Source organism: Prosthecobacter sp. (assembly GCF_049294395.1).
GTDB lineage: Bacteria > Verrucomicrobiota > Verrucomicrobiia > Verrucomicrobiales > Verrucomicrobiaceae > Prosthecobacter.
Genome location: NZ_JBAQCR010000258.1, coordinates 1 through 13360 on the forward strand (window position 1 = coordinate 1; position 13360 = coordinate 13360).

Genomic DNA, 13360 nt, shown 5'->3' on the forward strand with positions numbered 1-13360 from the left:
GCATGATGGCGCACGTCCCCTCATCTCGGTGGCGCAGATCACCCGCTGCGTTGAGGCCGCACGCACGCAGGCCGCCGTCGCCTGCGCCCGGCCCATGACCGAGACCCTCAAGCGCTGCGACAGCACAGGCCGCATCATTGACTCCATTGATCGTGCGAACGCCTGGATCATGGAAACGCCGCAGGTGTTTCAGCGTGATCTGCTCGTGAAAGCGTATGACGCCGTGCTGCGTGACGGACTGCTTGTGACCGATGAAGTGTCCGCCGTGCAGCACCTCGGCGAACCCGTTTTTGTCATCGAAAATTTTGAACTGAACCCCAAGATCACGTTCCCGGCAGACATCCTGCTGGCTCAGCGTTTTGTCGATTGAACGACACCCATGCTCGACTCCGCCGCCCTCGACAACGCACCGCATCTGCCACGCCGTAACTGGGCGTCCATCGTTCTCGTCCTGTTTGTGCAGGCGATGAATTCGTTCAGCGACAATTTTGTCAAAATGCTGCTGATCGCGCTGTCGATCATCATCGCCAAAGACTCCTGGGTGGGCCGCCACATGGAGCTGTGGCTCGGGGCCATCTTTTCGCTGCCCTACATGATCTTTGCCCCGCTTGCCGGTTACTGGTCGGATCGCTTTTCCAAGCGCAAGGTCATCGTCTGGATGCAGGTCATGCAGATCATCTGCTTTGTGTGGCTGGCGCTGGCGCTGTGGATGAAGCGTGTGCCGGGCTCGCTCGAAATCTGTCTGGTCGGCTTCTTTGTGCTGGCCGTGCAGGCAGCAATTCTCAGTCCGGCCAAGATGGGCATCATGAAGGAGCTCGCGGGCTCGCGCCGCCTCGGCCGTGTTTCCGGCTGGCTGCAGGTCACCATGCTCGCTGGCATTCTCGGCGGCATGTGGGCGGGTGGCATCTGGTATGGCACCGAGTATGAAAAAACGGGCGATGCCTGGATGTCCGCGCTCTGGCCGCTGATCATCATCAGCATCATGGGCATTTTTGAACTGGTCGGCGCCATCTGCATTCAAAGCACTCCCTCGCACACGGAAGTCCACTGGCGCAAAGGCATGGCGCTGGAGCATTTCGAAAGCCTCAAGATTGTCTTCCGCCGCCGCTCCATCCGCCTTGCGGCGCTGGGAGTGACGTACTTCTGGTTCATCTCCAACGCACTGAGCTTCATCCTCGTCACGCTCACGAAAGAGCTGCATCCCGACACCGGACATGGCGATGGCCCGATGGAACTCGCCAAGGTCGCCGGCATTCTCGGCATTGGCGTGATCAGCGGCAGCATATTTGCCTCCCACGTCAGTCGCAATCGCATTGAGCTGGGCCTGATTCCGCTGGGCGGCTTCGGACTCGTAGCCGGACTGCTCTGGTCCGGACTCGCCACACTCGGCAGCAGCTGGATGTATGCGGGCATCATCTTCACGGGCGCTGCAGGCGGCTGCTTCATGGTTCCATTGTATGCCTTCGCCCAGGACAAGGCGGAAAAGCATGAGAAGGCCCGCATCCACGCCGGCATGAACCTCATGGACTGCCTCGGCACGCTGGTGGCGGTGGGCATCGTCGGCCTGATGAAATGGATGGAACTGACGGCCTCCACCCAGTTCCTGCTGCTGGCCATCCCCACCTTTGCCGCCGCCGTGTACATCATGCGGCTGCTGCCCCAGGATTTGGTGCGCTTCCTCATGCTGGCCGCCGTCCGGTTCACCTACAAAGTGAAGCCCGTGCACATGGAGCGCATTCCCGCCACGGGCGGCGTGCTGCTGCTGCCAAATCACGTCAGCTATGTGGATGCGCTCATCGTGGGCTCCGCCAGCCGCCGCCCCGTGCGCTTCGTCATGTGGGATGCGCTTTACCATCTGTGGTGGCTGAAGTGGCTCATGCGCCTCATCGGCACCGTGCCGATTTCCGCCACACGCGCCAAGGATGCCATTCGTGCCGTGGCCACTGCGCTCAAAGAGGGTGAGATCGTCTGCCTCTTCCCCGAAGGCCAGATCACCCGCCATGGCATGGTCAACGAACTGCTCAAAGGCTTCGAACTGATGGCACGCCAGGGCGATGCCCAGGTGGTGCCCGTGTATCTCGACGGTCTCTATGGCAGCATCTTCTCCTTTCAGGGCGGCAAGTTCTTCACCAAACGCCCCAAACACCTGCGCTATCCCGTGGAAGTGCATTTTGGCGAGGCCCTGGGCGCACGTGCCGCCACCACTGAGGTGATGCGCCATGCCATGCTCGCGCTTAGCAGCGAGGCATTTCTCAAACGCAAAAGCTGGAGCCACGCCGAGGCGGACACGGTCGCCTTCGCCAACGCCCTGCGTCTGGCTGAAATCGAATGGCATCACGCCGGCGATGTCTTCCTCAGCCTCGAACCCGAAGGCAGCATCATCCACCGCACCGTCAAAGCGCTCACGCAGGTGATGCCCGGCACCAAGTTCATCGATCACGGACCCGAAGCCCACCCCACTCACATCGTCGCCTTCTGCACTCGCAGTACGCTGGGCAAGCTCACCGGCCAGGAGCGCCTCGTCTTCTGCCTCGACAGTGATCTGACTCCCCTGCCCCAGACCACCGCGCTGCGCGGCTATATTGATGCAGACACCGGCATCCTCCTCAGCACCGAAGTTCCCAATCCGCCCATGCCGGCCAACGACAAGGACGAGCAGCTCGGCCGGAAACCCAACACCCTCGGCCGACTGCTGCCGGGCTTTGCCATCGAATCCACGAGCGACGGCGTACGCATCAGCGGCCTGCTGCCAAATGACGGCCGCAGCATCAGCCTCCCCGCTGTGAAAATGGACGAGCAGGGTTTCTTGGTGAGACAGTGAAGCGAACTATCAAGCACCGACATGACGTGTATGAAATGTTCCCGCTGCGGAGGCAGTGCTCTTTGCGAAGATTTCACTCGGGATCGCGGCGGAGATTGAGGTGCCATCCCTTGCCGTTCATTTTCTTGACCCATTTCACGACTTCCCTGACATCGGACGTTTCTGACCCTGAAAGGGAGAAGCTCTCGTTAACTACTTTTTCTAATCCGTGGATTACCTCGGCCTGTCCGTCGCCGATGCACATGGGATGCTTAAGAAGCTCCAAGTAGGCTTGCACACGAAGTTCTTTCCCCAATTGATCTGTCTGGGCCGCGCAACGTTCAAACTGACACCAACGACTGATAGTAACACTAGAAGCCCTAGCCTGAATTGATCGCCAAAAAAATGCTGCCAACATTTCGGCTTTGCTTGCGCTAAGATATCCCATATCCGCAAGCGGGCCCATCACGTCTATAAAAATTTCGTATGTAGTGTCCTCGGCATTCACCATGCCCGCAAGCTTAGCCAAGGATGCAGCCCACTTTTTCACATCCTCATCACCTTCTGGTAGCTTGGCGATTAAACTGGCCAACCCTTCGCCCAAGCTAACCCTTAAATACTCAGGTGTCTCTGGTTTAAGCATGCCCTCGGCCAGCGCGCATGCACTTTTCTTAACTTCCAAATTACCCTTTGGCAGTAGCGTGACTAACATGCTCAGAGGTTTGCTGAAATGAACCCCAAAGCCTGGACTTGGCTTATTCGAACTTGCTGTGTAGTTAGGGTCATCAATCAAATATTGCACCAGAGCGACCATGGCTTTTTCCACCTCTGCACTCCCCTTCGGCAACTTGGCTGCTAGGGCACTCAGCACCTTGCCAAATGTGGACAGTGAATGTCTGCCAGTCTTCGGATTGCAAATTCGCTCGATCAGTCGTTGAGCCCATTTTTCGCACTGCTCGTCATTATTTGGTAGACGAGCAATCAGAGAGCCCAGGACCATCTCGTAGCTGGGATTTGTTAGAGCCTCATAATGCTCCATGGTCGAATTATTGTCAGTCTTAATGATAAGCTCAAACAAGGCGTCTCCTCCTTTTTTCACTTCCAGATCATTCTCATTTAATCGGGCTGCCAAAGCACCCAGCAAATCACCGAATAGCAGCACGTCATCGCAATCAGCCTGCGGGGTGGCACACATGCGCTCAGCCAAGATGCCAGCCCATTTTTTAACGTCATCATCACTGTCTGGCAGCCAGGCCGCGAGCATCTTCAATGATGTCCTGAGGGAATCTCGTTCATCATCACGGTCTGATTCCAGCTTGATCAGGTGGTCAAACAAAGCGGCGGCCCCTCTCTTCACCATTTGATCACCTCGCGGCAGTCGGACCATCAAGGCCCTCAGGGCCTGGCCGAGGCTTGATAAAATCTCGGAGTCTGTCTCGGGCTTGCACATATGATCCACAAGGGTAGCAGCCCATTTTGTTACCCGTGCATTTCCCTTTGGCAGCCGAGCGACCAATGTATTCAGCGCCTCTACGTGGGGGGACAACAACGACTCGTTGGCGCTCGGCGCGTAAGGGTCTGCATAGCCTGCAGGAGGTGGTGGGATTCCATAGCCTAAAGGTGGATAGCCTAAAGGTGGCGAAAAAGATTTGTGAAGAACTGGATTAATCATGAATTCAACCAGTGCGGCAGCTCCCTTTTCCACTTCCTCATCACCTTCTGACAAATGAATAGCCAGCGAGCCCAACGCCTTACCGAGGGATGGCAAGTCGGCGCCATCAGTTTCTGGATTGCACATAAGCTCGGCCAAGTCCGCCGCCCATATTTTCATCTCCACATCGCCTTTGGGCAGCTGAGCCACCAGTTTACCAAACGTTTCGCAGAGGACTTCCATGTCATTGGCACCCGTTTTCAGCTTGCAAATTCGCACGATCAGACCCCGAGCCAACTGGTATCGATGCACGCTGTCCCAAGGCAATACGACTGCCACTTTAGCCGCAAGTGCAGCACTATGATCAGGGGCGTATTGTAATATGTCAGCGGCCTTTGACGACTGAGAGGCAGAAGGGTCAAGTCCCAGGACGACATGAGCCAGCTGCTCATGCTTGTCAGTAAATGCTTGTTTGATAAATGAGTTTCCCAAGATGAACTTCAAACCATGAAGACGTGCAGCACTTGGCAGAGCAGCAAACGCACGCCAGCCTTGGACGAATTGCACTTCCGCATATTGACCTCCAACCTGGGACACAAGCTCTCCAACCACCCGCTCAGCCTGCCGTTCGAGCGAAGTTCGTTGAAGCTCAACTGCGCCTAACGTGAGGATGCCAATAGTCGCGATAGCCGGCAGCAAACGGCAGGTACTAAGCACGGCATAGCCTCCCTGCATCCCGTAAATCAGGCGACCGCGAAGCCGCTGCCATAATAGGACAACCTGTTCACGTAGGGGTATGAGGGTGCGCCAACGGTCTACCCAGCCAATTGCATCCGCATGAGCTTTAGCCCGTTCTTGCAAAAGGACATTCCAGTGGTCGCGGGCGCGGGCAGCATCACGAATGCCACGGGCGAGCTGATCATGGTAGAGCATGAATGAGTCGCCCTCTTCATCTCCTGGAATACGGCGGATAAGATGCTCGTTTTCGAAGAATTGGAGGGCAATTTTAAGCGGATTGACCTCTACTTTGGCGCTGGCTGCCATCTCCTGAAGTGTACGGCGCTGAGTCTTACTGGCATCGGCGCTGATCAGAGACTGGAGCATGAGCAGCAGGGACTCCTCTGAAAGAAGGGATGCCTTGGCCGCCCTGCGCATGACATCCACAATATGCAGACGCTCCAACCCCGGGGCGCGCCCAGCCTTCTGATACTCCCCAGATGTGAGAAAGCGGAAAGTGCGCAGGCTGCTCAGTGCCACCACCAGACGGATCGGCAGAATCTCCGAAGCGCCATCCGCGAGGTCTTTCAGCAAGCGGGCTCGAAGCTGGAGCCAGCCATGCACAGGATCAATGATGACCGGTGGTGATCCTTCCGGCACCTGAGTAATGGAATCCAGCAACGGCGAAAGAATCTCCTGGTGCAGACGGAAGATGACAGGCTTTTCGGGATCAATGAAGCGAAATGCCTCCAGATACACTGAAGTATCTGCCCGGCAGATAAGCAGGAGGCAGATTTGATGCCCGCACACCAGTTCGGCCAGTGCCTTCCATTGCTCGTTACCATTCACGACTTGGTCTGACGAGACGACCTTACCGTTGGAGAAGAGATGCTCACGGTGCATCACAATGTAGTCGTCCATCTGGTCCATGATGAGCATGACTCGCTGACAAGAGGTATCCCCAACATTGCGCAGCCACTCAAAGGGAGACTGAGTGCCCACATACGCTGGGATTCCAAGCTTTGTGCAATCCTCCGCAGCCATGAGCAGCACTCGGCGAAGTGCTTTTTCAATGCCCTGCTTCCAATCCACAATGGCGGCGCCATCGAGAAGAATAGGAAACAAGTCTGGAGGTGGAGGAAGGCTCTTCGGCGGTTGAGTCCAGTAGACATTGCCCTGCAGATAGGGTATAAGACCAGCCCGCACGAGGGCACTCTTGCCTGCGCCTGATTCTCCCGTAAGAAAGACGAGCGATGTGCTTGCATGGGCACACTCATCCGCGAGGCTGGTCAGATCTGTCTCCCGTCCAACCAGATGCGCTGGATCGTGAGGTGAGATTTGAAAGCGCTCCTTGATAACCAGCACGGATCGCCGTGCAAGCGCTTGAAGCAGCGTCAAGACACCCACGATTAACAACAGTCCAATGACAACCCACTTAGCATAGGGCCGGATGTCTTCCGGAATGAGACTGCTGGCCTCGATCAAGTTTTTGACACTGTCACTAAACAAGACGACGACCGCCATCATTCCCGAAAAGAGGGAGATCAAAGTTTGGTAACTGGAAGCCAGACGTTCTAGTTGTGCCTTCATATGAGAATGGCTGATGCTAGACTCAGAAAATGCCTTGTCACCCCGAAATGGCGATGAAGCAGCAATTGGAAGCTACCATTCACAACACCCCACCTCAATCAGCGATGAGCAAGGCCTGAATGTCTGCTTGCGGCATTCAAAGCAAATCAACGCACGTCTTCCACGGACTAAAAATGAAAGATGTGAGCAGGAGATGGGGGCAGGGTGCAAATTCTTGACAAAATGCACCCCTCCCTCCGCGGCCTCAACTCAGTCTATTCACTGTCAAACCCAAGGCCCCACAGTCTCTGTCATGCAGACAGATTCAATCTCTGCCCCTCTGCGGCAAAAATGCCTCCTCCAGCGCCTCCTGACAAAGGGCGCACCTTCATCAGGTCCAAGGCGGATGGCCCACCAGCGGCTGCATATTTCACTGCGCAATCACCGTTGCGGAAATGGGTGGAATTCATCCGGGGGAAAATCCCGCCGCAGCAAGGGCCGCGCGCAGTTTTGCCTTTCCGTCGAACTCAATGACATCGCCGTGCCCGACGATCACACGGTCAAAATCCCATCCGAGGATCGTCGCCAGCGAACTCTCGAACGCTGCCTTGTCCTTCACCCCGGCCTTCACTGGCCGGGACATTCCCGGATGATGCTCGCCGCCCACGGCGACGCGCAGGAGCATCTCCGTCCAGAGCGGCTCATCGCCGCCAAAGTTGAAGACCAGCTCCGTGAGGATCAGCGTTCGAGACGGAACGTGCAGCAGTGCAGTATCGCGGGCTTCCGGCGCGCCTTGGATTTCCAGCGCCAGCAGTTCGCCGTCCCACTCGACTGGCGCAGGCACGATCGACTCAGTCGGAAATCCGACCACTTCGGAAAAGCCATCGGGTGCAAGATAAGGAATTCCCGGAAACGCCGCGCGTCCTTCCTTGGCAAAAGTGTCATGCCGCAAAATGCCGTCCAGCAGCCAGCCGGGTTCGCCGAGCGCGCGGATCGCAGCTATGTCCTCCAAGGAAAAAGGAGCCGTGGAGTGAATGACCACTTTCCCCGAGCCAAGGCGGATCAGCGTCACGTTGCGCCGCAAATCCGCACCCAGCATTTTCAGAGGATAGGCGAGCATCCAAAGATTCTCGGCGAGCGGTAGCGGTGCGGTGTGTGTGTCCATATCCTTCCCTCTAAATCGCCGCGCCGCCCGACTCTGCGCGTAAAAAAATGCCCGGCGCCGAGCGCGCCGTTTATTTTATCGAGTGCAGCCCGATCATATGAAGACCGCTTCCTGAAGCACTGCGACTCCCACCTGATTTCCTCATTCAGGTCAATTAACCTCCTTCACTCCGCCATGAACAGTGCCTGAATGTCGGACTGGGTGAGCTGCAGTTTGTCCGCGCGCCCTGCAAGCAATCCCTCCACCAGCGCGGCTTTTTTCTGCTGCATCTTGACGATGCGCTCCTCGATGGTGTTTTCGCAGATGAGCTTGTGGACAAACACAGGATTCTTCTGGCCGATGCGGTGCGCACGGTCGCTCGCCTGCGCTTCGGCAGCCGGATTCCACCAGGGGTCGTAATGAATGACCGTGTCTGCGGTCGTCAGATTGATGCCAGCACCACCCGCCTTGAGGCTGATGAGGAACACCGGCACCTTGCCCGCCTGAAACTCCTGGATCGGTGTTTCGCGATCCTTCGTGCTGCCTGTGAGTTTCACATAGCGCGTCCCATCTTTTTTCAACCGGGCCTCAATGATGGCGAGCATTTCCGTGAATTGCGAAAATATGAGAATGCGCCGGCCTTCTTCAATGAGCTCGGGCAGGAGTTCATCCATGAGGAAGGCAGTTTTCGCTGAGTCGGTGACATCACGCGCAGTCTCCTGCTTGAGCAACTGCGGGTGGCAGCACACCTGCCGCAGCTTGAGCAGCGCATCGAGCACGACGATTTGCGAGCGGTCCAACCCGTTCACCTCGATGGCTTCGCGCACACGCTTGTCCATCGCCGCACGGATCGTTTCATACAAATCCGTCTGCGCCTGACCGAGTTCGATGCTGTGCAAGATCTCCGTCTTCGGCGGCAGCTCCTTGGCCACAGCATCTTTGGTGCGGCGCAGCAGCAACGGCTGGATGCGAGTGCTGAGCTGCTTCTGGCGCTCCGCATCGGCCTCACGCTCGATGGGATTGCGGTAATGCTGGCGAAAGGTGTCGGCATCGCTCAACAGGCCGGGCATGAGGAAATTGAAGAGACTCCACAACTCGCCGAGGTGATTTTCCATCGGCGTCCCTGTGAGGCAAAGACGGTGCTTGGCCTTCAAACCACTGCAGGTCTGCGCCGCGAGGCTCTTGGGATTTTTGATGTTCTGCGCTTCATCCAGCGCGACGATGTGCCACTCCTGCGCCTGCATGACATCGGCATCGCGCACAAGGAGCGGGAAGCTGGTGACGACGAGATCGTATTGCTTGAGGTGCTTGAAGTCGCTCTTGCGTGACTGCCCCTGCATGAGCAGCAGGCTTAATGAGGGCGTGAATTTGATCGACTCATTGATCCAGTTTCGCAGCACGCTGGTCGGTGCCACGATAAGGCAGGGATGCTTCATGCGCCCGCTTTCTTTCTCAATCAGGATGTGTGTGAGCGTCTGCAGCGTTTTGCCCAGGCCCATGTCATCGGCCAGAATGCCATGCAGACCAAACTCGCGCAGGAACTGCATCCATGACGCACCCTCGCGCTGGTAGTCGCGCAGGCTGGCCTTCAAACCAGCCGGTGGTGTGATGAGACCGATCTCACGGAAGCTGCCGAGCTGCTGACTGAGCGCAGTCAGTTCAGCGGGCGCACGAATCGGCAGACCATCCAGCGTGGCGAGCTGTGCGGCGCGCAGTTTGTCGAGCTGGAGCTTGCCATCCTTGCGCACAGGTCGCGTGGCGAGGAGTTCATCAAAGAAGCGCAGCAGTACCACCAGCCGATGCGCAGGCACTGAGAGCACATCGCCTTGGTCACCGCCGAGTGAGAGCAGGAAGTGTTGATCAAGATTCTTTTCCAGGACAGCGGCGGTGAGGCCCTGATCGATGCAATCGACGAGCAGCGGCACCATCGAAATGCGACGCCCTTCGATTTCGACCCCGAGATCTAGCGAGAACCATTCGCGCCCGTCCTGATCCCCCGCGAGATCCGTGAACCACGCATCTTCACCGGCGTCATGGATTTGAAAGCCGATGTCCTCCGGCACCTCCACCCGCCAGCCGGACTCACGCAGCTTGGGCACCTGGTCCTTGAGGAATTGCGACCAGAACAAGGCCTGATCCCCCGCCACCGCCATGAAGCCCAGCGTGGACTCCGGTGCCTTGGCCCCGGGCAATGCTTCGGAGAATGATTTGAAACCCAGGCCGGACAAGTCCGTCAGGAGCAGCCGCTCCGAACGAAGATTGCGCACCAAGGTATGCCGCGTCTCGTTTTCATCCACCCATTGATGCGCCGGGCTGCGCACCAGCATCTCAAAGCGCAGCGGGCAGTCGTCGTATTCAGCACAGGGTTGAATGAAGGCAATGCTGCGTGGCGCCCAGCCGCCGATGTTTCGCTTGGCCGTGATCTGCGGCATGTCCACGATCATGCGCCGCACCAGCAGGATGGGCTTCGGTTCAGACGGTGGCTGTTCGATCTCTTTCGGCTCCACCTGTGTGTCCGATCCCTCCTCAGTGGCAACAGACGTTTTCTCCCGCACGCTCGCCATCGCCTGAATGCGTCTGCGTCCCTCTTCATGATCGAGCATCAGCATCAGAGCCGCCGCATGCTGGCACAGGGTTCCCACTGCACAGGTGCAGTGCGAGGTCATCGCCATGCTGCCGTCTTCCCGCAGCCGCAGATGCGCCGTGACGGAGGCGGAGTTGAACAAACCCGTGCCAATGCCCGCGATCAACTCCACTTCATTTTCCGCGCACACATGGACCCCCGCGAGGCCAATGTCCCCATGCTTGAGCAGCCGCCCGCCCTCCTCAATCTGCTGCCGCCGAAACAGCCACAGCCATGATTTCGTGCGCACCTGCGCCCAGAGTTTGGGGAATGAGAAATCTTCGATGACCATTTAGATCAGCACAGCGTCGTTTGGATAGGTCGCGACCATGCCTTCGTCGCCTTCAATGAGCCCAATCATGATTGACCTCGCATATCGTTGTCATCTTCCACAGCATAAACATCTTCCATCGTAAAGGGACGAGTCCCTTCTGAAACTGAAATCTTATAATCAATTGAGCAGGCAATTCTCGACTTAAGCAAAGGCTGTTCGAGTTGTGGGATACTAATGATGGCATTGAGAAGCAGATCCACTACTGCGCATTTTTGGTGCCGAGCAGCGGCCACTATTGCCGCGTAGCTGTCGTCATCAAAATCGAACGTGATTTTCATGCACGACCATTGATATTTTTCCAGAGCTGTCAAACCCCGCGCTTCACCTCATCCCACGCCGCATCCATCTGCTCCAGCGAAAGCTTGCCGAGTTCATGTCCCTGCTCACGCAGATGCGTTTCCATGGCGTGAAAGCGGCGGGTGAATTTTTCGTTGGCGGCGGCAAGGGCGGGCTCGGATTCGATGCCGAGTTTGCGGGCAAGATTGACGACGCTGAAGAGCAGGTCGCCGAGTTCTTCTTCCATGTGCGCTTTGTCACCTGAGGCGATGGCTTCTTCGAGTTCGGCGGCTTCTTCGCGGATCTTGGCAAAGACGGGGGTGGCATCCGGCCAGTCGAAACCGACGCGTGCGGCTTTTTTTTGCAGCTTTTGCGCGCGCATGAGCGCGGGCAGTCCATTGCCGGTGCCGTGCAGCAGGCCTTCGTGCTCGGTGCCTTTTTCGGTGCGCTTGATGGCATCCCACTGCTTCAGCACCGCATCGGAGGTGGCGGCACTGGTGTCGCCAAAAACGTGTGGATGGCGGCGGATGAGCTTTTCGGTCAGGCCATGCGCCATGGTGTCGAGGTCGAAGGCTCCGGTCTCGCTGGCGATCTCCGCATGCAGCACGGGCTGGAGCAGGATGTCGCCGAGTTCATCGCAAATCTGGGCCGGATCGCCGCTGCGGATGGCATCTGCCACCTCGTAGGCTTCTTCGATGACATGGGGAATGAGGGAGGTGTGCGTCTGCTCCATGTCCCAGGGGCAGCCGCCGGGTGCGCGCAGGCGGTGCACGACGTAACGCAGGCGGGTCAGGGCATCGGGGTAGTTGAGCATTTCGTCCATGCAGGCAGGTAGTGCGGTGCGTCGGGATGGTCAAGGCTGCGCCCGTCAAGATGTGGTCGGGCGGCCTAAACCTCCTCGTCTTTCCCCCTGGCACCCCGAGATTTTTTTAGCCTCCCATGATGAGAGCTTGGCAAAACGGGCGTTCTCCCTGAATATCCCGTAACAACCAAACCATACCATGCCGCGTAAAATCAGCCATATCGCACCGGAGTGGTGGGACTACACCACGTTAGAAGATGATCTCATCAATGATGCCGCCCGGCTCACGGAACGAGATCTGCGCCAGCTCTCACGTCCTGGATTCAAAGTGGTGATGTTTGACACCCTGGAGGATTTTTACCTGGCCGAGGCGCTGGAGTACATCCACGCCTGGAAGCAGGCCACCCCGGACAATCCGGCTGGCATCTGCGGCCCGGTGGGCCCCACGGAGCAGCTCCCGCTCGTGGCACGTCTGATCAATGATCTCGGCATCTCGATCAAAGACGGCCACTTCTGGGGCATGGACGAGTGGTATGACGAGCACACGAAGAAGGAAGTGACTCTGGAGCATCCGCTGTCGTTTGAAAAAGCGAACCGCGACCTCTGCTTTGACCGCATGCAGAAGAAGCTCTGCATGCCGGACACACAGCTGCATTTCCCAAAAGCGGATACGGCGGCCTACATCAAGAGCTGGCAGAGCGGTGTGCGCTGCGCAGTGATGCAGTGTGGCCAAGGCGACATCAAAAACTGGGCTTTCAATGATCCGCCCAAGCGCACAGGCAAATTCAAAAACGAGCCACCGCCGCCTGCGGAGTTTCGCAAACTGACCACGCGCCTCGTGGATCTGCATCCGGTGACCCTCATGCAGAATGCCCGCACCTCAGGTGGGGGCAATCTCACTCTGGTGCCGCAGAAAGCCATCACCGTGGGCCCCAAGGAAACCTGGATGGCTGAAAAAGTCAGCGTCTGGCATGCCGGCCAGCATGACAATCCTCTGGGTCAGCGGCTCACCGCACTTCTGATCTCCAAGCGTCTCGCAGATGCCTCCGTGCCGATGTCGCTGCTCGCTGAGCACCCGAATGTGCAGTTCAACTACTACCGCGGCGGCCTCGGCCAATGCGATGTGGAAATGCACTGATCACCTGCGGAGGAATGACGAATGGAAGCCCATTCGTCATTCGCTGCCCGGTGCTGTTGAGTGCGACCGGCATGTCATCCGGGCCTCATTCCAGGGCTTACGCATGAACAGAGAGAGTGAATGTGGGAAATAGAAAGAGCATGGGGAGGAACAATCCGCTGTACAAATTTCCACAGCGGATGATGACAGTATGAATGCAACCCGAACCCATGCCCGAGAGCGCCGAAGCGAGGCGGCAGCAGCAGATGTTGAAGTCCCTTCAGGCGCGGTTCGCCGAGGTTCCTGACCTGCGTCAGCAGGGCAAGG

8 protein-coding genes are annotated in these 13360 nt (G+C 57.6%); 3 read left to right on the plus strand and 5 right to left on the minus strand.

Going from position 1 to position 13360, the window contains the following annotated elements; all coding sequences use genetic code 11:
* The coding region (locus tag WAW39_RS17760; RefSeq protein WP_422320526.1) for an IspD/TarI family cytidylyltransferase at positions 1-370 on the plus strand (370 nt) is incomplete at its 5' end.
* A 9-nt stretch (positions 371-379) separates the two neighbouring features.
* Complete coding sequence (locus WAW39_RS17765; RefSeq protein WP_422320527.1) at positions 380-2821, plus strand: MFS transporter; 2442 nt, start codon at positions 380-382, stop codon at positions 2819-2821.
* A 73-nt stretch (positions 2822-2894) separates the two neighbouring features.
* Here WAW39_RS17765 and WAW39_RS17770 read toward each other — a convergent pair whose 3' ends face one another.
* The 5 genes from WAW39_RS17770 to mazG form a co-directional block, all read right to left on the minus strand.
* Positions 2895-6758: an ATP-binding protein gene (locus WAW39_RS17770; RefSeq protein WP_422320528.1), complete on the minus strand. Its 3864-nt coding sequence runs from the start codon at positions 6756-6758 to the stop codon at positions 2895-2897.
* A gap of 445 nt (positions 6759-7203) precedes the next feature.
* Complete coding sequence (locus WAW39_RS17775; protein ID WP_422320529.1) at positions 7204-7902, minus strand: hypothetical protein; 699 nt, start codon at positions 7900-7902, stop codon at positions 7204-7206.
* Positions 7903-8066: 164 nt separating this feature from the next.
* Entirely contained in the window at positions 8067-10796 is a 2730-nt protein-coding gene (locus WAW39_RS17780; RefSeq protein ID WP_422320530.1) for a DEAD/DEAH box helicase, read from the minus strand.
* A 65-nt stretch (positions 10797-10861) separates the two neighbouring features.
* The gene (locus tag WAW39_RS17785) at positions 10862-11116 is read right to left on the minus strand and encodes a hypothetical protein (RefSeq protein WP_422320531.1); all 255 of its coding nucleotides are present in this window, start codon (positions 11114-11116) and stop codon (positions 10862-10864) included.
* A 29-nt stretch (positions 11117-11145) separates the two neighbouring features.
* Entirely contained in the window at positions 11146-11937 is a 792-nt protein-coding gene (gene mazG / locus WAW39_RS17790; protein ID WP_422320532.1) for a nucleoside triphosphate pyrophosphohydrolase, read from the minus strand.
* 178 nt (positions 11938-12115) lie between these two features.
* Between mazG and WAW39_RS17795 the strand changes: the two genes are divergently transcribed.
* Entirely contained in the window at positions 12116-13054 is a 939-nt protein-coding gene (locus tag WAW39_RS17795; RefSeq protein WP_422320533.1) for a glucosamine-6-phosphate isomerase, read from the plus strand.
* Positions 13055-13360: the final 306 nt, after the last annotated feature.

Excerpts from the sequence above, each read along its gene's own strand:
- WAW39_RS17765 (WP_422320527.1), top strand. The coding sequence starts at position 380 with ATGCTCGACTCCGCCGCCCTCGACAACGCACCGCATCTGCCACGCCGT.
- WAW39_RS17770 (WP_422320528.1), bottom strand. The coding sequence starts at position 6,758 with ATGAAGGCACAACTAGAACGTCTGGCTTCCAGTTACCAAACTTTGATC.
- WAW39_RS17775 (WP_422320529.1), bottom strand. The coding sequence starts at position 7,902 with ATGGACACACACACCGCACCGCTACCGCTCGCCGAGAATCTTTGGATG.
- WAW39_RS17780 (WP_422320530.1), bottom strand. The coding sequence starts at position 10,796 with ATGGTCATCGAAGATTTCTCATTCCCCAAACTCTGGGCGCAGGTGCGC.
- WAW39_RS17785 (WP_422320531.1), bottom strand. The coding sequence starts at position 11,116 with ATGAAAATCACGTTCGATTTTGATGACGACAGCTACGCGGCAATAGTG.
- mazG (WP_422320532.1), bottom strand. The coding sequence starts at position 11,937 with ATGGACGAAATGCTCAACTACCCCGATGCCCTGACCCGCCTGCGTTAC.
- WAW39_RS17795 (WP_422320533.1), top strand. The coding sequence starts at position 12,116 with ATGCCGCGTAAAATCAGCCATATCGCACCGGAGTGGTGGGACTACACC.